Annotated in this window: 19 protein-coding genes; 10 read left to right on the top strand and 9 right to left on the bottom strand. The window is 70.7% G+C overall.

Features of this window, described 5'->3' with window-relative positions; genetic code table 11:
* Window positions 1-34: 34 nt before the first annotated feature.
* Both OHA99_RS35170 and OHA99_RS35165 read left to right on the top strand, forming a co-directional pair.
* Window positions 35-1,228, top strand: coding sequence for a glycoside hydrolase family 64 protein (locus OHA99_RS35170; protein ID WP_405698771.1), 1,194 nt, complete (start codon window positions 35-37; stop codon window positions 1,226-1,228).
* Window positions 1,229-1,327: 99 nt separating this feature from the next.
* Window positions 1,328-2,185 (top strand): family 16 glycosylhydrolase, encoded by an 858-nt coding sequence (locus OHA99_RS35165; RefSeq protein ID WP_153181455.1) that lies wholly within the window; start codon window positions 1,328-1,330, stop codon window positions 2,183-2,185.
* A gap of 35 nt (window positions 2,186-2,220) precedes the next feature.
* Here the strand turns inward: OHA99_RS35165 and OHA99_RS35160 are convergent, their stop codons facing one another.
* Window positions 2,221-2,376: a hypothetical protein gene (locus tag OHA99_RS35160; protein ID WP_381497690.1), complete on the bottom strand. Its 156-nt coding sequence runs from the start codon at window positions 2,374-2,376 to the stop codon at window positions 2,221-2,223.
* 358 nt (window positions 2,377-2,734) lie between these two features.
* Between OHA99_RS35160 and OHA99_RS35155 the strand changes: the two genes are divergently transcribed.
* The 4 genes from OHA99_RS35155 (at window position 2,735) to OHA99_RS35140 (ending at window position 7,894) form a co-directional block, all read left to right on the top strand.
* Window positions 2,735-4,984 carry an alpha-N-acetylglucosaminidase gene (locus OHA99_RS35155; protein ID WP_405698769.1) on the top strand — a complete coding sequence of 750 codons (2,250 nt, stop codon included), beginning with the start codon at window positions 2,735-2,737 and terminating at the stop codon, window positions 4,982-4,984.
* 5 nt (window positions 4,985-4,989) lie between these two features.
* A complete protein-coding gene (locus OHA99_RS35150; RefSeq protein WP_405698767.1) occupies window positions 4,990-5,838 on the top strand; it encodes a glycerophosphodiester phosphodiesterase in 849 nt (282 codons plus the stop codon).
* Window positions 5,839-5,950: 112 nt separating this feature from the next.
* Window positions 5,951-6,442, top strand: coding sequence for an NUDIX hydrolase (locus OHA99_RS35145; RefSeq protein WP_381608524.1), 492 nt, complete (start codon window positions 5,951-5,953; stop codon window positions 6,440-6,442).
* 255 nt (window positions 6,443-6,697) lie between these two features.
* Window positions 6,698-7,894: a glycoside hydrolase family 64 protein gene (locus OHA99_RS35140; RefSeq protein ID WP_405698765.1), complete on the top strand. Its 1,197-nt coding sequence runs from the start codon at window positions 6,698-6,700 to the stop codon at window positions 7,892-7,894.
* Between the two features lie 110 nt (window positions 7,895-8,004).
* On the opposite strand, the gene OHA99_RS35135 is transcribed toward OHA99_RS35140, so the two are convergent.
* From OHA99_RS35135 to OHA99_RS35120, 4 genes are all read right to left on the bottom strand, one after another.
* Window positions 8,005-9,444 (bottom strand): GH1 family beta-glucosidase, encoded by a 1,440-nt coding sequence (locus OHA99_RS35135; protein ID WP_153181449.1) that lies wholly within the window; start codon window positions 9,442-9,444, stop codon window positions 8,005-8,007.
* Between the two features lie 96 nt (window positions 9,445-9,540).
* Window positions 9,541-10,464, bottom strand: a complete 924-nt coding sequence (locus OHA99_RS35130; protein WP_153181448.1) for a carbohydrate ABC transporter permease — start codon at window positions 10,462-10,464, stop codon at window positions 9,541-9,543.
* 12 nt (window positions 10,465-10,476) lie between these two features.
* Window positions 10,477-11,472 carry a carbohydrate ABC transporter permease gene (locus tag OHA99_RS35125; protein WP_153181447.1) on the bottom strand — a complete coding sequence of 332 codons (996 nt, stop codon included), beginning with the start codon at window positions 11,470-11,472 and terminating at the stop codon, window positions 10,477-10,479.
* Window positions 11,473-11,576: 104 nt separating this feature from the next.
* On the bottom strand, window positions 11,577-12,887 hold the full coding sequence (locus tag OHA99_RS35120) for an ABC transporter substrate-binding protein (RefSeq protein WP_153181446.1): 1,311 nt from the start codon (window positions 12,885-12,887) through the stop codon (window positions 11,577-11,579).
* Window positions 12,888-13,214: 327 nt separating this feature from the next.
* On the opposite strand from OHA99_RS35120, the gene OHA99_RS35115 reads away from it, so the two are divergent.
* Window positions 13,215-14,228, top strand: a complete 1,014-nt coding sequence (locus OHA99_RS35115; RefSeq protein WP_153181445.1) for a LacI family DNA-binding transcriptional regulator — start codon at window positions 13,215-13,217, stop codon at window positions 14,226-14,228.
* Between the two features lie 37 nt (window positions 14,229-14,265).
* On the opposite strand, the gene OHA99_RS35110 is transcribed toward OHA99_RS35115, so the two are convergent.
* Window positions 14,266-14,754 carry a DUF6083 domain-containing protein gene (locus OHA99_RS35110; protein WP_405698763.1) on the bottom strand — a complete coding sequence of 163 codons (489 nt, stop codon included), beginning with the start codon at window positions 14,752-14,754 and terminating at the stop codon, window positions 14,266-14,268.
* Between the two features lie 122 nt (window positions 14,755-14,876).
* On the opposite strand from OHA99_RS35110, the gene OHA99_RS35105 reads away from it, so the two are divergent.
* From OHA99_RS35105 to OHA99_RS35095, 3 genes are all read left to right on the top strand, one after another.
* Window positions 14,877-15,722 carry a class I SAM-dependent methyltransferase gene (locus OHA99_RS35105; RefSeq protein ID WP_405699049.1) on the top strand — a complete coding sequence of 282 codons (846 nt, stop codon included), beginning with the start codon at window positions 14,877-14,879 and terminating at the stop codon, window positions 15,720-15,722.
* Between the two features lie 135 nt (window positions 15,723-15,857).
* Window positions 15,858-16,061, top strand: a complete 204-nt coding sequence (locus OHA99_RS35100) for a hypothetical protein (RefSeq protein WP_153181443.1) — start codon at window positions 15,858-15,860, stop codon at window positions 16,059-16,061.
* Between the two features lie 167 nt (window positions 16,062-16,228).
* The gene (locus OHA99_RS35095) at window positions 16,229-17,086 is read left to right on the top strand and encodes a glycerophosphodiester phosphodiesterase (RefSeq protein WP_405698762.1); all 858 of its coding nucleotides are present in this window, start codon (window positions 16,229-16,231) and stop codon (window positions 17,084-17,086) included.
* Here the strand turns inward: OHA99_RS35095 and OHA99_RS35090 are convergent.
* From OHA99_RS35090 to OHA99_RS35080, 3 genes are read right to left on the bottom strand one after another with little or no spacing between them, the layout of a single operon-like run.
* Window positions 17,073-18,050: a formylglycine-generating enzyme family protein gene (locus tag OHA99_RS35090; RefSeq protein WP_405698760.1), complete on the bottom strand. Its 978-nt coding sequence runs from the start codon at window positions 18,048-18,050 to the stop codon at window positions 17,073-17,075. The two genes, OHA99_RS35095 and OHA99_RS35090, sit on opposite strands and share 14 nt — an antisense overlap.
* A gap of 34 nt (window positions 18,051-18,084) precedes the next feature.
* The gene (locus OHA99_RS35085) at window positions 18,085-19,629 is read right to left on the bottom strand and encodes a sulfatase-like hydrolase/transferase (protein ID WP_405698759.1); all 1,545 of its coding nucleotides are present in this window, start codon (window positions 19,627-19,629) and stop codon (window positions 18,085-18,087) included.
* A complete protein-coding gene (locus OHA99_RS35080; RefSeq protein ID WP_405698758.1) occupies window positions 19,626-20,627 on the bottom strand; it encodes an aliphatic sulfonate ABC transporter substrate-binding protein in 1,002 nt (333 codons plus the stop codon). The genes OHA99_RS35085 and OHA99_RS35080 overlap by 4 nt, the downstream gene beginning before the upstream one ends.
* Window positions 20,628-20,641: the final 14 nt, after the last annotated feature.

Raw genomic sequence — 20,641 nt, 5'->3', positions numbered from 1 at the left:
AACGCTGCAAGTCCCCCACACCAAGGAGGACCGTGTGCTTTCCCCACGCAAGCTGACGGCGTCCCTGGCCGTCGCGGCGTCGATCGGCGCCATCGCCGTCGTCGGCGGCCCGGCCGAACCGGCTTCGGCGGTACCGGACACCATCCCGCTCACCCTGAAGAACGACTCGGGCAACGCCGAGCAGGTCTACGTCTACGTGATCGGCACCGAACTCGCTTCCGGGAAGCAGGGGTACGCCGACGAGAGCGGGACCTTCCACGCCTGGCCGGCCGGTGGCGCTCCGCCGGTCCCCGCCCCCGACGCCTCGTTCGCGGGGCCCGCAAACGGCGGGTCAAAGACCGTTCAGCTTCCGAAGTTCTCGGGCCGGGTCTACTTCTCGTACGGCAAGAAGCTCGACTTCCGGCTCGCCGAGGGCGGCCTCGTGCAGCCCGCCGTCCAGAACGCCGCCGACCCCAACCACGACACGCTGTTCAACTGGACCGAGTACACGCTCAACGACTCCGGTCTGTGGATCAACTCCACCCAGGTGGACATGTTCTCGGCGCCCTACTCCGTCGGTCTGACCGCGGGTGACGGCTCCACGAAGCAGACGGGTTCGCTGAAGCCCGGCGGGTACAAGGCGGTCGCCGACGGTCTCACACGGCAGGGCGGCGGCTGGGAGGGGCTGGTCCAGACGCGCGGCGACGGCTCGCCGCTGCGCGTCCTGGCGCCCGGGCACGGCATCGGCTCCGGCGACCTGCCGGCCGGCGTGATGGACGACTACATCGACCGGGTCTGGAGCAAGTACGCCACCGACACGCTGACGGTGACGCCGTTCAAGGACCAGCCCGACACCAAGTTCCACGGCAGGGTCAACGGCGACAGGATGGACTTCACCGACGGCAGCGGCGCGGTGGTGACCTCCTTCGAGAAGCCGGACTCCGACTCGGTCTTCGGCTGCTACAACAAGCTGGCCGCCCCCAACGACCAGGTGCGCGGCCCCATCTCGCGGACCCTGTGCGCCGCGTACAACCGGTCCACGCTGCTCACCAACTCCGAGCAGCCCGATGCCGACGCCTCCGGCTTCTACCAGGACGACGTCACCAACCACTACGCCCGCCTCGTCCACGCGCAGATGCGGGACGGCCAGGCGTACGCCTTCGCCTTCGACGACGTCGGCAACCACGAGTCGCTGGTGCACGACGGCGACCCCAAGGACGCGGCGATCACGCTGGAGTCCTTCGGCTGACCGGCCCCGGCCGGCCCCACCCGGCCCGGACCGCACCACCCTCCCCCACCCCGGTGCCCGCTCCCCCCTCGTGGGAGCGGGCCCACGAAACGGAGAGACATGGCCTCCCCACGACTGCTCCGCGGTTGCCTGCTCGCCGCTCTGTCCGCCACCCTCGTCGCGGCCGCCGCGGTGACCCCCGCACAGGCGGAACTCCGGCCGGCGGCCGCGCAGGCGGTGACGTTCTCGGACACCTTCGACGGACCCGCCGGATCCGGCGTCGACGCAGCGAAGTGGCAGCTCGAGACCGGCGACAACGTCGACAACCACGAGCGGCAGTACTACACGCCCGGCACGGACAACGCGAAGCTCGACGGCCGGGGCAACCTGGTGATCGAGGCCCGCCGCGAGAACCCGGGCAACTACCAGTGCTGGTACGGCACGTGCGAGTACACCTCCGCGCGGCTGAACACCTCCGGAAAGTTCACCGCGACCTACGGGCACGTCGAGGCCCGGATGAAGATCCCGCGCGGGCAGGGCATCTGGCCCGCGTTCTGGATGCTCGGCCAGGACATCGGCGAGGTCGGCTGGCCCGGTTCGGGCGAGATCGACGTCATGGAGAACGTCGGCTTCGAACCGTCGACGGTCCACGGCACCATCCACGGCCCCGGCTACTCCGGCTCGGGCGGCATCGGCGCGGGTTACACGCTGCCGAACGGCGAGGCGTTCGCCGACGCCTTCCACACCTTCGCGGTGGACTGGGCGCCGGACAGCATCACCTGGTCGGTCGACGGCAACGTCTACCAGACCCGCACGCCGGCCGACCTGGGCGGCAAGGAGTGGGTCTTCGACAAGCCCTTCTTCCTCATCCTGAACCTCGCGGTGGGCGGCTACTGGCCGGGCGACCCCGACGGTTCGACCACCTTCCCGCAGCAGCTGGTGGTCGACGAGGTGAAGGTCACCACGAGCGACGGCTGACGGACCCCGGCGCCGGACACGGCCCCCCTCCCGTATCAGAGGGGGGTCGTGCGGGCGGTGTCGGCGCCCGGAGCATCCTCGCCCGGGGCCGCCGGGCCCTCCGGGGGCGGAAAGATCAGGTCTTCGAGCGCGTCGGCGCCGAAGAGGAAGGCCATCATCACGACTGGCAGGAGCAGCGCGAGCAGAATCACAGGACCTCCCGGTGGGTCGGTCTGTGGGCTTCGTGGCCCGGCTTCAAGGATGGACCCGAATGGCGGAACTCGCACGGCGGAGGACCCGGCACCCACCGAAGACCACCCGGCACGTCCCCTACCTCCGGCGATCCTTTGGCCAGCCATTCGCGCATATGCGGAACGAATGTGCAGCACCACCTCTGCCCAAGGCATGCCGGTACGTGTGGAACCTCCCATCGAGACCGGCCGCGGCCCACTCCACCGGCCCGCCGGTGATGGCCGAAGACCCACCTGCGCACGGCGAGGCGCCCTTGACCGGCTGCCCGCCCGCCCCCATATTCACCAGCACCCCGTCAACCACTTCGCAGAGGTGACCGTGAGAAGCCTCAGACCCTGGGCCGCCGTCTGCGCGGCCGTCGCCTTCGCCCTTCTCACCACCACGCTCACCCCCGCCCCCTCCCCCGCGGCGGATTCCGCGCCGCGCGGACCGGGCTTCTCGACGCACTCCGCCAGAGCGGCGCTCACCCGGCTGCTGCCCCGGCACGTCACTCAGTTCACGCTGGTTCCGGTGCGCCGCCCCGCCTCCGGCGACTGGTTCGGCGTCTCCGGCCGCGCCGGCCACGTGCGGGTGCGGGGGACCAGTCCCGCCGCGATCCTCAGCGGGGTCAACTGGTACCTCAAGTACACGGCCAAGGTGGACCTCGGCTGGCCGGGACGCAGCACGGCGAAGCTGCCGCGCGTCCTGCCCGCACCCGAGGGCACCGTTCGCCGGCACGCCTCCGTGCCCCACCGCTTCGCGCTCAACGACACCGACGACGGCTACTCCGGCGCCTACCGCGACTGGACCTCCTACGAGAAGCAGATCGATCTCCTCGCCCTGCACGGGGTGAACGAGGTCTTCGTCCAGATGGGCGCCGACGCCGTCTACTACGAGACGCTCCAGGAGTTCGGCTACTCGAAGAAGGAACTCCGGTCCTGGATCCCCGGTCCGGCGCACCAGCCGTGGTGGCTGATGCAGAACATGTCCGGCTTCGCCGGCCCCGTCTCCGAGCGGCTGATCGAGGAGCGCGCGGCACTCGGCCGCAGGATCGCGAACCGGCTGCGCGAGCTCGGCATGACGCCCGTACTGCCCGGCTACTACGGCACCGTGCCCGCGGGCTTCACGGCACGCAACCCCGGGGGAACGGTGGTCCCGCAGGGTCAGTGGGTCGGCTTCGAACGGCCCGACTGGCTGGACCCGCGCACCGGGGTGTTCTCCAGGGTCGCCGCCTCGTTCTACCGCCATCAGCGTGAGCTGTTCGGCGACTCCACGATGTACAAGATGGACCTGCTGCACGAGGGCGGTCGGCCAGGGAACGTCCCCGTCGGGGACGCCGCCCGGGCTGTGATGAACGCGCTCCAGACCGCCCGCCCCGGCGCCGTGTGGACCCTGATCGGCTGGCAGAACAACCCCTCGACGCAGATCATCGACGCCGTCGACAAGAGCAGACTGCTCATCGTCGACGGTCTGTCCGACCGCTACGACGGCCTCGATCGCGAGACCGCCTGGCACGGCGCGCCCTACGCGTTCGGCACGATCCCCAACTTCGGCGGTCACACCACCGTCGGCGCCAACACCGCGGTGTGGGCGGAGCGTTTCGACCGGTGGCGCACCGAGCCCGGCAGCGCGCTCGCGGGCATCGCTTACCTGCCGGAGGGCACGGGCGGCAATCCGGTCGCCTACGAGTTGTTCACCGAACTCGCCTGGCGCACGGAACCGGTGGACCACTCCGGCTGGTTCGCCGCATACGCGGAACGCCGCTACGGCCGGCCGGATCCGCACGCGGCCCGGGCCTGGGAACTGCTGCGCACCGGCCCGTACAGCATGCCGTCCGGCACCTGGAGCGAGGCGCAGGACAGCCTGTTCACCGCCCGTCCCCGGCTGACGGCCACCTCGGCGGCCAGCTGGAGTCCCGGCGCCATGCGCTACGACCCGGACACGGTGCGCGCGGCGCTGGCCGAGCTGCTGAAGGTCGCACCGGCGCTGCGGACGACCGACGCCTACCGCTTCGACCTGGTCGACGTCGCCCGGCAGGCGCTGGCGAACCGCAGCCGCTCCCTGCTGCCGGAGATCAAGGCCGCCTACGACGCCGGGGATCTGTCCCAGTTCCGTGCGGGGGCCGCCGAGTGGAAGGACGATCTGGACCTGCTCGACCGGCTGCTCGCCACCGACTCCCGTTTCCTGCTGGGCCCGTGGCTGGCGGACGCCAGGTCCTGGGGACGCACCGCGACGGAGAGGGACGCCGCCGAGTTCGACGCCCGTTCCCTCCTCACCACCTGGGGCCACCGTTCCGGCAGCGACGCGGGCGGCCTGCGGGACTACGCCAACCGGGAGTGGTCCGGGCTGGTCTCCGACTTCTACGCGATGCGCTGGACGACGTACCTCGACTCCCTCGACACCGCGCTGGTCACCGGACGGCCGCCGGCCGCCATCGACTGGTTCTCGCTCGAGAACGCCTGGAACCAGCGGCACGACGACTATCCCGTCGAGCCCTCGGGCGACCCCGTGGCACGGGCCGCCGCGGTGCTCGACGCCCTGCCCGCACCGGTGCCGCCGGCACCGGCCGCGTCCGGGGCGCGGCGGTGAGGCGCGTGGGCGGCAGAGCCGCCGGTGTCGTGGTGGCCGTGTTGAGTGGGCTGGCGTTGGCGATGACGTCGACGTCCGCGACGGCCGCGACCGACGGCCCCGACGTCATCGCCCACCGCGGCTCCTCCGGCATGGCACCCGAGAACACCGCCGCCGCCATCGACCTCGCCGTCCACCAACGCGCCGACCACGTCGAAATCGACGTCCAACGCACCAAGGACGGCAAACTCATCAACTTCCACGACTGCACCATGGAACGCACCACCAACATCGAAGACCTCTACCCCGACCGCCCCCACTACCGCGTCTCCGACTTCACCTGGAACGAACTCAGCCGCCTCGACGCCGGCACCTGGTTCCACCACACCTACGCAGACGAACGCATCATCACCCTCGACGACGTCATCCACCACATCCAGCACACCCGCACCGGACTCCTCGCCGAAATCAGCCCCTGCAGCCAATACGGCACCACCATCGCCACCGACCTCGCCGACACACTGCGCGCCAAACCCCACTACGTCCACAAAGCCCTCGCCCGGAACCGACTCGCCGTCCAGTCCTTCCAGACCGACGACGCCCACACCTTCCACACCGCCCAGCCCGACATCCCCATCGGCATCCTCGACGCCGACCGCCCCACCGACACCGAACTCGTCGAACTCAGCCAATGGGCCGACCAGATCAACCCCCAGCACACCGTCACCGACCAGACCCTCGTCGACCGCATCCACCAACTCGGCATGGACATCAACGTCTGGACCGTCGACGAACCCGGCGCCATCCGCAAAATGACCAACCTCGGCGTCGACGGCATCATCACCGACTACCCCCAAACCCTCACCCAGCACTGAGCTCGGCACCCTCCTCGTCATTGGCGCAGCGAAAGCCGACGTTGCCGGACGGTGCCCGCCGGACTCGTGCCCCCGCTGGCTTCCGAGCGCCGTCGCGGTGTGGAATGACCCGATGAAAGATTCCGCACCGCGCGCCGAACGCCCCGAACGTGTCCGTCCCAGCGCGCAGAGCCTCACCGGTGTCGGCCTCGCCGTCCTCGACCCCGACGGGCGGGTGCTGCTGGGGCTCGGTCACGACGGACGCTGGGAGCTGCCCGGCGGCAAGGTCGACGCGGGTGAGTACTTCGAGACGGCCGCCGTCCGGGAGCTGGCGGAGGAGACCGGGCTCGTGGCGGCCGCCGGTGACGTGCGGGTGCTGGCGGTGCTCGTCGACGGCGTGGGCGGGCTGACCCGGGTGACCGCCGCGGCCGTCACCGAGCGCGCGGCCGGTGCGCCCCGGGTGACCGAGCCCGACAAGATCGAGCGCTGGGCGTGGTTCGCCCGCGAGGCCGTCCCGTCGGCGCTGTTCCCGCCGTCCGCCTCGGTCCTGGACTGTCTGTGGCCCGGGGCGGAGCGGCGGGGCGCCGCAGGGGTCCGGCACTACGCGGTGGCCGGGCCGTGGTGAACGGCAGCACGAGCCGGGACGGGTGCGCCGCGTCGCGGTAGACCGTGCGGGTGACGGGGCGGCCCACCGGCAGGTGGAAGGCGTCCGGCCATCGGCGCCGGGAGGCGACGGCAGCCCCGAGTCGGTCCTCGTTCGACAGGCGGCGGAACGTCTCGCCTGCGCTCCTCATTGACATGAACGCGCCCGGGCGCAACGCTGAGAGCGCTCTCAGAATCGGTACGGACCAATTCCCCCACACCCGCACGGAGGTGGAGAGTGCTCTCCCGACTCAGACACCGTCTGCTCGCCCTGGCCGCGGCCGCAGGCCTGACCGGCGCCCTGCTCACGTTCGGCGCCGCACCGCCCGCGCACGCCGCGGTGCCCGCCACCATCCCCCTGAAGATCACCAACAACTCCGCCCGCGGCGACGCCGTCCACATCTACAACCTGGGCACCTCGCTGACGACCGGTCAGCAGGGCTGGGCGGACGAGAACGGCACCTTCCACGCCTGGCCCGCCGGCGGCAATCCCCCCACCCCCGCACCGGACGCGTCCATCCCCGGACCGGCCGCCGGACAGACCAAGACCATCCGGATCCCGAAGCTGTCCGGACGCATCTACTTCTCGTACGGCCAGAAGCTGGACTTCCGGCTGACCACGGGCGGCCTGGTGCAGCCCGCCGTGCAGAACCCGAGCGACCCCAACCGCGACATCCTCTTCAACTGGTCCGAGTACACGCTCAACGACGGCGGGCTGTGGCTGAACAGCACCCAGGTCGACATGTTCTCCGCGCCCTACACGGTCGGCGTACAGCGCGCCGACGGCGGCGTGACCAGCGCCGGACAGCTCAAGGCCGGTGGCTACCGCGGGGTGTTCGACGCGCTGCGGGCGCAGCCGGGCTGGGGCGGGCTGATCCAGACCCGGCCGGACGGCACCGTGCTGCGGGCGCTCGCACCGCTGTACGGGGTGGAGACCGGGGCGCTGCCCGCGTCGGTCATGGACGACTACATCAACCGGGTCTGGCAGAAGTACACGACGACCACGCTCACGGTCGCGCCCTTCGGGGACCGTCCCGACACCAAGTACTTCGGGCGGGTCTCGGGCAACGTCATGAACTTCACCAACACCTCCGGCGCGGTCGTCACCAGCTTCCAGAAGCCGGACGCCTCCAGTGTCTTCGGCTGCCACCGGCTCCTCGACGCGCCCAACGACCAGGTGCGCGGCCCGATCTCCCGCACACTGTGCGCCGGCTTCAACCGCTCGACGCTGCTGAGCAATCCCAACCAGCCCGACCCCTCGGCGGCGGACTTCTACCGGGACCCGGTGACCAACCACTACGCCCGGATCATCCACGAGCGCATGGCCGACGGGAAGGCGTACGCGTTCGCCTTCGACGACGTCGGCAACCACGAGTCGCTGGTGCACGACGGCAGTCCGGCCGAGGCCCGGCTCACCCTCGCCCCGTTCGACTGACCGGCGGCGGACATGGGTCCGCCCCCGCTCGCCGCTTGCGCGGAGGGCGGGGGCGGATCCGGGGTGCGGCACGCCTCGCGGGGCGGCTGGTGCGCACCGCACCGGCCCGGTCAGGCGCCGGGCAGTACGCCGGTGCGGGCGACCTCGGAGTACCAGCGGGCGCTCGCCTTGGGGATGCGGGTGCCGGTCGGGTAGTCGACGTAGACCGCGCCGAAGCGCTTGCTGTAGCCGTGGGCCCACTCGAAGTTGTCCAGCAGCGACCACAGGAAGTAGCCGCGCACGTCCGAGCCGTCGAGGATGGCCTGGTGGACGGCGGCCAGGTGACCGCGGACGTAGGCGATCCGGCCCGGGTCGTTGACCTGGCCCTCGGGATCGGCGTAGTCGTCGAAGGCGGCGCCGTTCTCGGTGATGACCAGCGGCAGCCTCGGGAAGTCCGCGGACAGCCGCCGCAGGAGGTCGTACAGGCCGGTGGGGTCGACGGCCCAGCCCATGGCGGTGGTGTCGCCGGGCGGCTGGTGGAAGGCGACCCGGTCGGCGCCCGGCCACGGGCTGTGGGAGCTGTTGCCGTGCCCGTCGGACGTGTGGGCGCCACTGCCGTCGGTCTCGGAGACGACGGTGGGCGTGTAGTAGTTGACGCCGAGGAAGTCCAGCGGCTGGTGGGCCTGGCGCAGGTCGCCGTCCTGGACGAAGGACCAGTCGGTCAGCTCGGCGGTGTCCTTGAGGAGGTCCTCCGGGTAGGCGCCGTTCAGCATGGGGCCGGTGAAGACGCGGTTGGCGAGCGCGTCGATCCGGCGGGCCGCGTCGGCGTCGCCCTCGCTGCCGGTGAGCGGGCGGACGTGGTGGATGTTGAGGGTGACGGAGACCTGGGCGTCGGCGCGGACGCGGTCCCGCAGCGCCTGGACGGCGAGGCCGTGCGCCAGGTTGAGGTGGTGGGCGGCGCGCAGCGCGGCGACCGGGTCGGTGCGGCCGGGGGCGTGCACACCGGAGCCGTACCCGAGGAAGGAACTGCACCAGGGCTCGTTGAGCGTGGTCCAGGTCTTCACCCGGTCGCCGAGGGCGTCGGCGGCGAGCGCCGCGTACTCGGCGAACCGCTCGGCCGTGGCGCGCTCGGGCCAGCCGCCGGCGTCCTCCAGCTCCTGGGGCAGGTCCCAGTGGTAGAGGGTGGCGACGGGCTGGATGCCCTTCTCCAGCAGCTCGTCCACCAGCCGCCGGTAGAAGTCCAGGCCCTTCTGCACGGCGGGGCCGCGGCCGGTGGGCTGGACGCGGGGCCAGGCGAGGGAGAACCGGTAGGCGTCCAGGCCGAGTTCGGCCATGAGGGCGACGTCCTCGCGCCGGCGGTGGTAGTGATCGGTGGCGACGTCACCGGTGTCGCCGTTGCGGACCCGGCCGGGGGTGCGGGCATAGGTGTCCCAGATCGACGGAGTGCGGCCGTCCTCCGCGGCGGCCCCCTCGATCTGGTAGGAGGCGGTCGCGGAGCCCCAGAGGAAGCCCTTGGGGAAGGTGCGGGCGGCGTCCGGGGCGGACGCGGTCTGCTGTGCTGCGGTGACCACGTAAGTCCTTTCAGTGGTGGGTGTGTGCGCGGGGCGCGCGCCCGAGGGGGTGGTGTGCGGCCCGGACGGCGCGGGGCCGGGCCGCACGGCGGTGGATCAGCCCTTGACGGCGCCGGCCATGATGCCGCTGACGATCTGGCGGCCGAAGACGATGAACATCGCCAGCAGCGGCAGGGTGCCGAGCAGCGCGCCGGCCATGATCAGCGACTGGTCGCGGACGTAGCCCGCGCTGAGCTGGGTGAGCGCGACGGGGACCGTCGGGTTGGTCATGTCGAGGACCACGAACGGCCAGAAGAAGTCGTTCCACGCGTGCACGAACGTGATCATGAACAGGACGGCCATCGCGGGCCGCGCGATGGGCAGCACGATGCTGAAGAAGATCCTGAGCGAGTGCGCCCCGTCCACGCGGCCGGCCTCGACCAGTTCGTCGGGCAGCGCCTCCGTCAGGTACTGCCGCATGAAGAACACGCCGACCGCGCTCACCAGCGTCGGAAAGATGACGGCCGGCAGCTGCTGCGACCAGCCGAGGTCGGCCATCATCATGAACAGCGGTACGACGGCGAGCTGCGGCGGCACCATCATGGTGCCGATCACCAGCATGAGCAGGGCGTTGCGTCCCTTGAACCGCAGCTTGGCGAAGGCGAACCCGGCGAGGGTCGCGAACAGCACCGTGGACAGGGCGATCACCCCGGCCACGATGAGGCTGTTGACCATCGCCTTGCCCATCGCCGCCTCGTCCCAGGCCCGGGCGAGGTTGCTGAACAGGTTCGGGCCGGGCAGGAACGGGGGCGGGGTCTGGCTGACCCGGGTGTTGTCGGTGGACGCGGCCACCATCGTCCAGTACAGCGGGAAGATCGACAGGATCGCCATGATGGCGAGCAGCACGTAGGCGAGGGGGCCGGCGTGGTGCTGGCGGCCGGCGCGCTGGCGCAGTAGCCGGCGGCCGCCGCGGCCGCTCGCCTTCACGGCGGGGGTCCGGGCCGGGGCGTCGGTCCGGGCCGGGAGACTTTGGGTGGTCATGACGGCTCCAGGTCAGGACGTACGGGAGCGCAGGCGCTTGACGACGCGCTGCACGACGAAGACGAGGACCAGCAGCATGAACATCGCCCAGGCGACGGTCGCGGAGCGGCCCATCTGGTAGTTCTTCCAGCCCTCCTCGTACAGCAGCAGGCCCAGCGTCTGGTACTGGTTGTCCGCGCCGCCGGTGACGCCGTTGGGCCCCTGGCCGAAGATCAGCGGCTCGCCGAAGAGCTGGGTGGCGCCGATCGTGGAGAGCACGATGGTGAAGACGATGGTGGAGCGGATCCCGGGCACGGTGACGTGGATGAACTGCTGCCACCGGGAGGCACCGTCGAGGGAGGCCGCCTCGTAGCGGTCGGCGGGGATGGCCTGCATCGCGGCCAGGTAGAGCAGCGCGTTGTAACCGGTCCAGCGCCAGATGACGATGGTGGAGATGGCGATCTGGGCGGGCCACTTGTCGGCCTCCCAGTCCACCGGGTCGATCCCGACCGAACCGAGCGCCCAGTTGATCATGCCGAAGTCGCGCTCGAAGATCATGGTGAAGACGAGGGCGGCCGCGGCGACCGAGGTGGCGTAGGGGACCAGGGAGGCGACCCGGAAGAACAGCGAGGCGCGCATCCGGTAGTTGAGCAGGTGCGCCATGCCGAGCGCCATCATCAGCTGCGGCACCGTGGAGATGACGCCGATGGTGATCGTGTTCTGGAGCGCGTTCCAGAACCGCGAGTCGCCCCACAGCTCCACGTAGTTGTCGAACGCCACCCACTCCATGACATCGAGGGTGGCCAGCTCCACGTCGTGCAGGGAGATCCACGAGGTGTAGATCAGGGGGTAGAAGCTGAACGCGGCGAAGACGATGAAGAACGGCGCGACGAACGCGTACGGGGCGCCCTTGATGTCGAGCCGGTGCCAGAGCGCGCCGCGCCGCCGGGGGGTGTCCCCGCCGCCGCTGCGGGGGGACGGACGCGGAGGCTCGCCCCCGGCCAGGGCCTTGGTGGTGGAGGTGGCCACCGGACTTCCTTCCTGAAAGCGGATGTGTGAGCCGGGCGCCGGGCCCGCCGGCCAGGACCTGTTCCTGGACGCGGGCGGGCCCGGCCGGCCTCGGGAGCGGAGAGTCAGCCGACGGCCTTCTCGATACGCTCCCCGGTGGTCTTCCACGCCTCGTCACGCGTGGCGTCGCCCTGCTCGATCAGGGCCAGGCCCTGGGAGAAGGTGTCCTTGATCGTGCCGTCCTTGCGGCCGAGGACCTGCTTGTCCGGGATCTCCTGGGCGGCCGCTCCGAAGATCTGGCCGATCGGTGCGCCGCTGAAGTACTCGGACTTGGCGTTCTTCACCTCGGGGCTGTCCAGCGCCGTGCGGGAGGAGGGGATGTTGCCGATCTCCTTGAAGATGTGGGCCTGCTGCTCGGGCGCGGTCAGCCAGGCGACGAGCTTCTTGGCCTCCTCCTTCACCGGGCTCTGCTCGACCACACCGAGGAAGGAGCCGCCCCAGTTGGCGCCCTTGGGGGCCTTGGCGACGTCCCACTTGCCCTTGTTGGCGTCGCCGGCCTTCTCACTGATGTGGCTGAGCATCCACGCCGGGCACACCGCGGTGGCGAAGGTGCCGTTGGCCAGGCCCGGGTCCCAACCCGGCTGGAACTGGCGGAGCTTGGCCGTCAGGCCGTCCTCGGCCGCGTCGGCGGAGAGGTTCCAGGCCTCCTTGACGGCCGGGTTGCTGTCGTAGATCAGCTCGCCGTTCTCGTCGTAGTACTGCTCGGGGTAGCCGTAGACCATGGCGTTGAACAGGCCGCTGGCCGCGTCCATGTAGGCCACGTCACCGCCCTTGAAGCCCTTCTTGAAGTCGCGGCCGACCTCGACGTACTTCTTCCAGTCGCCCGCCCACAGCTTGGCGACCTCTTCGCGGTCGGTGGGCAGGCCCGCCTTCTCGAAGTAGTCCTTGCGGTAGCAGACGGCCATCGGTCCGATGTCGGTGCCCAGGCCCAGCACCTTGCCGTCCTTGGTGCTGATCTGGGACTCCTTCCACGGCAGGAAGTGGTCGGTGCCCGGCACGTCGGAGAAGTCGGCGAACTTGTCCGCCTGGGTCTCGGTGATCTCCTTGGCCCGGCCGATCTCGATGCCCTGGATGTCCTTCAGGCCCTTGCCCGCGGCGAGCCTGGTCTGCAGGGCGGTGTAGTAGGTCTGCTCGTCACCGGCTATCTCGGCCTTGATGTCGACATTGGGGTTCTCCTTCTCGTACTGCTCGAGAAGGCCGGTCTCCTTGATGCCCATCACCCCGTACATGCCCATGGTGATGGTGACCTTGCCGTCCTCCTTGCCACCGCCGGTGGCCGAGTCGTCACCGCTGCTGCAGCCGACGACGAGCGCGAGCGCGCCGACGGCCGCGGCCGTCGCCACCGTCTTTCTGCGCAACGAACCGAGAGTGCCCATGGATCTCCTCCTAGCGACGGCGCTGACACATCGGAGTGACGAGTGCTGCGATGACTACTGCGATGGCTACAGCGATGAAAGACAGCGGTTCGAACACGGTATGGGAACGTGCCCAATTTTGGTGGGCACGTTCCCACCGGCGCAACGAAGACTCGTGGCAACGGGCCGATCTGTCAATGACTTGAACGCAAGTTCGCGCGGTGCCCCGCACGCCGCCTTCGCCTCACAGGACCCGGGGGGTGCTCCGCCGGGCTCCGTGTCTGCAAGAATTGCCGCAGGTCACCTCCGCGGCAGGCATCGCAGCCGCGGCCGCCGAGGGGGGAGTTCATGACCGGCAACCGCCGTCCAACGATCAAAACGGTCGCCGCCCGCGCCGGCGTGGGCCGCACCACGGTCTCCCGGGTCGTCAACGGCTCGGAGCTGGTCAGTGCCGATGCCCGGGAGAGGGTGCTTGCGGCGATCAAGGAACTGAACTACGTTCCCAACTCGGTCGCCCGCGGTCTGGTGACCAACCGCACCAACGCCGTGGCCCTGGTGATCCCCGAGTCGGAGAGCCGGCTCGGCTCGGAGCCGTTCTTCGCCGCGCTCATCCGCGGTGTCAGCGGCGCCCTCGCCGAGAGCCGCACCCAGTTGCAGCTCATGCTGGTCCGCGACCAGGCCGAGCGGGACCAGCTGACCGAGTCGGTCGCGACCCGCCGCGTGGACGGCGTACTGCTGGTCTCGGTGCACGCCGAGGACCGGCTGCCGGGCATGCTGGAGGAGATGGGCCTGCCCACCGTGCTCGCCGGCCGCCGCGACGCGGGCGAACGGCTGAGCTACGTCAACTCCGACAACGCGGGCGGGGCCGCCGCCGCGGTACGGCATCTGCTGGGCAGCGGACGGCGGCGGGTCGCCACGATCACCGGCCCCCTGGACATGGACGTCGGCCGCAGCAGGCTCGCCGGCTGGCGCGCCGCGCACGCGGAGGCGGGCGTTCCGGCGAGGGAACTCCTCGTCGAGGCGGGTGACTTCACGGAGGAGGGCGGCGCGGGCGCCATGCGTTCGCTTCTTGAACGTGTCCCGGACCTGGACGCCGTCTTCGCCGCGTCCGACCTCATGGCGGTGGGTGCCCTGGCCGAACTGCGCCGCTGGAAGCGGCAGGTGCCGGGCGATGTCGCCGTGGTCGGCTTCGAGGACTCCATCCTGGCCCGCCACACCAACCCGCCGCTGACGACCGTGCGCCAGCCGGTGGAGGAACTGGGCCGGACCATGGCCCGCATCCTCACCGACATCACGCAGCACGGTGCGCCCCGGCAGCAGATGACGCTGCCGACGGAGCTGGTGGTGCGCGAGTCGTCGTAGGCCCCACACACACAAACGACCGACCGTGGCCGGGCGCTCATCCGGCGTCGGGCAATGCCTCCGGGCGGCCCGTGCCGTCCGTCTGCCGCAGCGCCCGCCGGGCGTTCTCCTCGCGCACCGCGTCCAGCCACCGCCACGGTCTGATCTCGTCCAGGGACAGGCCGGGGCAGGTGAGCTGGTGGGGGACGCGGCAGGTGGCGCCGGGCGGGGGTTCGTCCAGGCCGCCGTTCCAGGCCTGCCCGCCCGGGTCGACGTGCCAGCGGTGTCCGCCGGGGACTAGGTGGGCGGGCACGGTGAGCAGGGGTTCGAGCAGGACGTGCTGGCCGGTGTAGGTGGGGCGGCGTTCTCCGGGCAGGCCGCAGTGCGGGCAGACGGGGCGGGCCGGCGGCTCCGGTCCGGTGGCGCCGTCGCGGACGGCCTGCCGCCGGTCCACGCTCTCCCAGGGGCGGGGCGCGTCAGGGGCCGGCTGCCGGTGTCCGTCCGGTCCCGGCACCGGGAAGAGGTTCGGTTCGCGGGTGTCCCCCATGCCTGTGAGTGTGCGGGACCGTGCGCGGGCGGAGCAGGGCGCAGAACGGGCGCACCGGCTGCACGGTGGAATCATGGGGCTCGGTGGGGACACGTACGGGACCGGTCAGGCGGCGGGTGGTCATGGGAGGCGACGGCTGGGAGTGGGACGAGACGCTGTTCTCCGGTACCGCGTCCTTCTACCGGCGCGGGCGGCTCCCGTACGCGCCCGGTCTGGCCCGCGTACTCGCCCAGGTGCTGGAGCTGGACGGCCGGGGCCGGCTCCTCGACCTGGGGTGCGGGCCGGGGACGGTCGCGCTCGGTCTGGCGGGGCTCTTCGACGAGGTGGTCGGGGTGGATCCGGACGCGGGGATGCTCGCCGAGGCGGCGCGCGAGGCCGCCGAGCTGGAGGTGACGGACAAGGTGCGGTGGGTGCGGGCGCGTGCCGAGGAACTGCCCGCGGGGCTCGGCGACTTCACCGTCGCGGCCCTCGCCCAGTCGTTCCACTGGATGGACCGCGAGCGGGTGGCGGCGACCGTACGGCGCATGCTCCGGCCCGGTGGGGCGCTGGTGCACATCTCCGACCTCAAGGGAGAGAGCCGGACCGTCGACGGGCTGCCTCATCCCCCGGTCCCGCGGGCGGCGATCGACGCGCTCGTCAGGCGGTATCTGGGACCGGTCCGCCGGGCCGGCCGGGGGCTGCTGCCGTGCGGCACGCCCGCCGGTGAGCACGCGATCCTGGCCGGGGCGGGGTTCGCCGGGCCGTACCGCCATGTCGTGCCCGGTGGGCAGGCGATGGTGCGCACCTGCGACGACGTCGTCGCGGGCGTGTTCTCGATGTCGTTCTCGGCTCCGCATCTGTTCGGCGACCGGCTCCCCGCCTTCGAGGCGGACCTGCGCCGACTGCTGAGGGAGGTTTCGCCGTCGGTCTGCTTCTCCGAACGCCGGCCCGGTACCGAGGTGTTCGTCTGGCCGCGCGGGGCGGAGTGAGCGGGCTTCACCCGGGGTGCCGTGTTCGGGGTGCGGGGTGCTCAACGCGGGGTGCGCGGTGTGGGGTGAACCCGACTGGTCCAGTCGGCCCACAGTTGGCGTTTCCCCCCACGCCCTCCCTTCGTTGGGACGGACATGATCAAGAAGCTCGCCTGTGTCTCCGTCATGGCCACCGCTCTGCTGGTCTCCGCCCCCGTCGCCGAGGCGGCTCCCGTGCCCAACCCGTCCGCCGGCGTTCCCGGTGGCCGGCTCCTCGACGGTCTCCTCGGATCGCTGGAGGTGGGGCATCCGGCCACCTCCCCGCAGTCGCTCCTGCCCCAGGGCCTCGTCGGCAGGTGAAGGGTGGGGCGGGAGGGGCTGATTGCGCGCAATCGGCCCCTCCTCCTCCGATGACCGGTTCGACGCTCCGCTCCACCGGCCCCTCCCGGCCCCGCCAGTCCGTGGCAGGGTTCCCGTAACCGCGGTCCGGGAGCCTCCAGGGAGTCGTTCGAGCACGGGAGGCTCAAGTGAAGCTTGCGAGCAAGAGGCGCACCGGTGTCGTGGTGGCCGTGTTGAGTGGGCTGGCGTTGGCGATGACGTCGACGTCCGCGACGGCCGCGACCGGCGGCCCCGACGTCATCGCCCACCGCGGCTCCTCCGGCATGGCACCCGAGAACACCGCCGCCGCCATCGACCTCGCCGTCCACCAACGCGCCGACCACGTCGAAATCGACGTCCAACGCACCAAGGACGGCAAACTCGTCAACTTCCACGACTGCACCATGGAACGCACCACCAACATCGAAGACCTCTACCCCGACCGCCCCCACTACCGCGTCTCCGACTTCACCTGGAACGAACTCAGCCGCCTCGACGCCGGCACCTGGTTCCACCACACCTACGCAGACGAACGCATCATCACCCTCGACGACGTCATCCACCACATCCAGCACACCCGCACCGGACTCCTCGCCGAAATCAGCCCCTGCAGCCAATACGGCACCACCATCGCCACCGACCTCGCCGACACACTGCGCGCCAAACCCCACTACGTCCACAAAGCCCTCGCCCGGAACCGACTCGCCGTCCAGTCCTTCCAGACCGACGACGCCCACACCTTCCACACCGCCCAGCCCGACATCCCCATCGGCATCCTCGACGCCGACCGCCCCACCGACACCGAACTCGTCGAACTCAGCCAATGGGCCGACCAGATCAACCCCCAGCACACCGTCACCGACCAGACCCTCGTCGACCGCATCCACCAACTCGGCATGGACATCAACGTCTGGACCGTCGACGAACCCGGCGCCATCCGCAAAATGACCAACCTCGGCGTCGACGGCATCATCACCGACTACCCCCAAACCCTCACCCAGCACTGAGCTCGGCACCCTCCTCGTCATTGGCGCAGCGAAAGCCGACGTTGCCGGACGAGGAGTCCGGGGTGTTGGAGGAGCGGGCGGCAACCCGGTAGCGGTTGCAGTAGGAGTCGTGGCACAGGTAGGAGCCGCCGCGCAGGACCCGGGTGGTCCCGGTCGCGGGGCCGCGCGGGTCCGTGGTCGGCGAGTCGGCGTAGTAGGTGGGTGAGAACCAGTCGGCGCACCATTCCCACACGTTGCCCGCGGTGTTCCACAGTCCGTGGCCGTTGGGGCGGTAGGACTTGACCGGTGCGGTGGTGAGGTGGCCGTCCTCGGCCGTGTTGACGTGGGGGAAGCGGCCCTGCCAGATGTTGCAGCGCCACCGGCCGCCGGGGGTCAGTTCGTCGCCCCAGGCGTAGCGGCGGCCGGCCAGTCCCCCGCGGGCCGCGTATTCCCACTCGGCCTCGGTGGGCAGGCGCTTGCCGGCCCACCGGGCGTAGGCGGTGGCATCGTTCCAGGAGACGTGGACGACGGGGTGGTTCTGCCGGCCGGTGATGTCGGAACGGGCGCCCTCGGGACGGCGCCAGTGGGCGCCCCGGACGTTGATCCACCAGGGGGCACCGGCGGCGTTGCCGAGGACGTCGGCGCCGGGGGCGGCGACCACGAGGTGGAAGACCGCCGAGGAGCCGAAGCGTTCGGCGTCGGTCACGTGGCCCGTCGCTTTGACGAAGGCGGCGAACCGGGCGTTGGTGACGGCCGTCTCGTCGATGTGGAAGGGTTTCAGACGCACCGCGTGCACGGGGGTCTCGCCGTCGGCCGGATACCCCTCGCCGAAGGCGTCCCCCATCGCGAACCCACCGCCCGGCAGGCGCACCTGACCGCGGGTCGAGCGCGGACGGGTGGCGGGCTCCGGCGCCGAGGCGTACGTGGTGGCTGCGGCGACGGGTGCTGTCGTGGGGGCGCAGCACGGGCGGTGGGCGCGGGTCATGGGGTCCTCGAATCGGGCTGCGGACTTGTCGGTGCTACGCCTTGTACGTGGACTCGTCGAGCCCGCTGAGGGTCGGGTCGTGGCCCACCTCGCCGACGTCGTACATCGAGGTCATCCAGTGGTAGAAGTTGTCGCCGCGCTCGCGCAGTACGTCGTACAGCCGGCGCATCATGCGGCCGCGGACCTCCGCCTGCTCGGGGTGGGCGTACACGTTCTGGAGTTCGTCCGGGTCGGTGTGCAGGTCGTACAGCTCGTTGACGGAGTCGGGGTTGACGACGAGTTTGTACCGGTCCTCGCGCAGCATGCGTTGCGGGTAGGGGAAGTGGTGGCCGTGGAACTCGCAGACGATGTCCTCGGCCCACTCCACCTGCTCGCCCCGCACCAGGGGCAGCAGGCTGCGTGAGTCGACGGCGGGTTTCGGGTCGAGGCCCGCCAGTTCGAGGATGGTGGCGGTGCAGTCGAGGAGGCTGACGAACTCGTCGCGCACCTGGCCACCGGGCGCGCCGGGGACGCGGAGCAGCCCGGGTGTGCGGTAGATGTCCTCGTACATCGCGGGGCCCTTGTCGTGCAGCCGGTGGGAGCCGGTGAACTCTCCGTGGTCGCAGGTGAAGAACACCGCGGTGTCGTCCACCAGGCCGAGCCGTTCCATGGCGTCCATGACCCGGCCGATCTGCTGGTCGATGAGGGCCACGTAGCCCCAGTAGACCGCGATGAGCTTGCGGGTCGTCTCGATGGGCATGGTGTCGAAGGTCCAGTGCGCGCTGTAGTTGCGCTGGACGGGGGGTTTGCCCTCGAAGGTCTCGGACACCGATCGCGGCAGCTGGACGTCGGCCGGGTCGACCAGGTCGAAGTACTCGTCCGGGAGGATGTACGGCAGGTGGGGTCCGAAGAAGTGCAGGGCCAGGAAGAAGGGCCGGTCGCGCTCGTGGGCGTCGGCGGCGTACCGCTCCAGCTGCTCGATGGCGCGGGTGGCCAGGTAGTACTCGAAGGTGGCCTCGACCGGCTGGTGCAGTCGTGCGGCGAGCAGGTTGCCGGGGCCGCCGTTGGGCAGGGTGCCGCGGATCCGGTCGCTGATCTCGTACGGGGGCAGTCCGCGCTCGTCGAGGTAGGCGAGGTAGTCGGGGTGGTCGACGGGGTTGTGCCAGCCGGGCAGGTCGGGGCCGTCGAAGCCGTAGTCGGCCGCGTTGCGCCGGTTGCCGGTGTGCCACTTGCCGAACAGGCCGCAGTTGTAGCCGTGTTCGCGCAGTGCGCGGGAGAAGGCGAACTGGTCCTCGGCCAGGTCCTCGAGGTAGCCGACGTTGCGTTCGTGGTTGGCGAGGAGCTTGTGCCGGAAGGGTGCCTGCCCGGTCAGGAGACTGGCGCGGGCCGGGGTGCAGATCGCGGTGGGGGTGTACCAGCGGTCGAAGCGGGTTCCCGTGGCGGCCAGTTCGTCGAGTGCGGGGGTGTGGGCCAGCGGGTTGCCGTAGGCGCCGAGCGTGTCCGTGCGGTGCTGGTCGGTCATGAGGAAGAGGATGTTCTTCCCGGGCGTGCCGGGCCGGGTGGTGCCGGGGCCGGCGCCGGGCTGGTTCGCTTGGGTCACTTGCCCGCTCCCGTGAAGAGGTCGCCGGTGTAGTAGGTCTCGGGGTCGACGGGCTTCTTCAGCTTGCCGGCGTCGACGAAGTAGTCGTTCATGCCCTTCAGCCACTTGACGACGGTGCCGTCCTCGGTCAGCTTGTCGAGTTCCTCGACGCCGAGCACCTTGTTGTTGGCGGCGTCCGCCTTCACCTGGTCGACGGGGATCTTCAGCTTGGCGGCGGTGAGTTCGATCGCCTCGTCGGTGTGCTCGGAGCGGAACGTCATGGCCTCGCGCAGCACGGCGAGGACCTTCTTGGTCTTCTCCGGCTGGTCCGCCACCACCTTGTTGCCCGCGACGAACGCGGTGGGGAAGGAGACGTCCTGCTCGAAGTCGGTGTTCTTGGCGAGTTCGACCAGGTCGGAAACCTGCTTCTTGATCGTCGCCGCGGCCGGGTACCAGAAGCCGGCGCCGTCGACCTGCCCGGACGAGAAGGCGGAGACGATGGTGGAGGGGTCCATGGGGACGACCTTCAGGTCGTCCTTGGTCATCCCGGCCTTCTCCAGGGCGAGGGTGAGGATCATGTCGCCGGAGGTGCCCTCGGGCACGGCGACGGTCTTGCCCTTGAGCTGCTGCATCGAAGTGATGCCCGGCTGGGCGAGGACCCGGTCGGAGTTGCCGAGGGTGTTGACGGCGACGACCTTCGCCTGGCCGGAGGCGGGAAGCCACATGGCGCCGGGGCCTATGTAGCCGAAGTCGAGGTTGTCGGTGCCGAGGGCCTGGATCTGGAGCGGCCCGTTGGTGAAGACCTTGGCGTCCGCAGACAGCCCGTGCTTCTTCCACAGGCCCTTGGCCTCGGCGATGGCGATGAGGCTGGCGCCGTTGAAGTCGTTGATGTAGCCGAAGCGGACCTTGTCCGAGGACCCGCCGGAGGACGAGCCGCCGCCGCACGCGGCGAGGAGCGCCATGGCGGCCGCGCCGGCGAGGGCGGTGGTGAGGCTTCTGCGGGTGGGGGAGGGTGTCATGGCGGTGGGTCCCT

The organism is Streptomyces coelicoflavus, from assembly GCF_045041415.1.
GTDB lineage: Bacteria > Actinomycetota > Actinomycetes > Streptomycetales > Streptomycetaceae > Streptomyces > Streptomyces coelicoflavus.
Note: the sequence above shows the minus strand (reverse complement) of the source record. Positions and strands in the feature narration are given on the sequence as shown.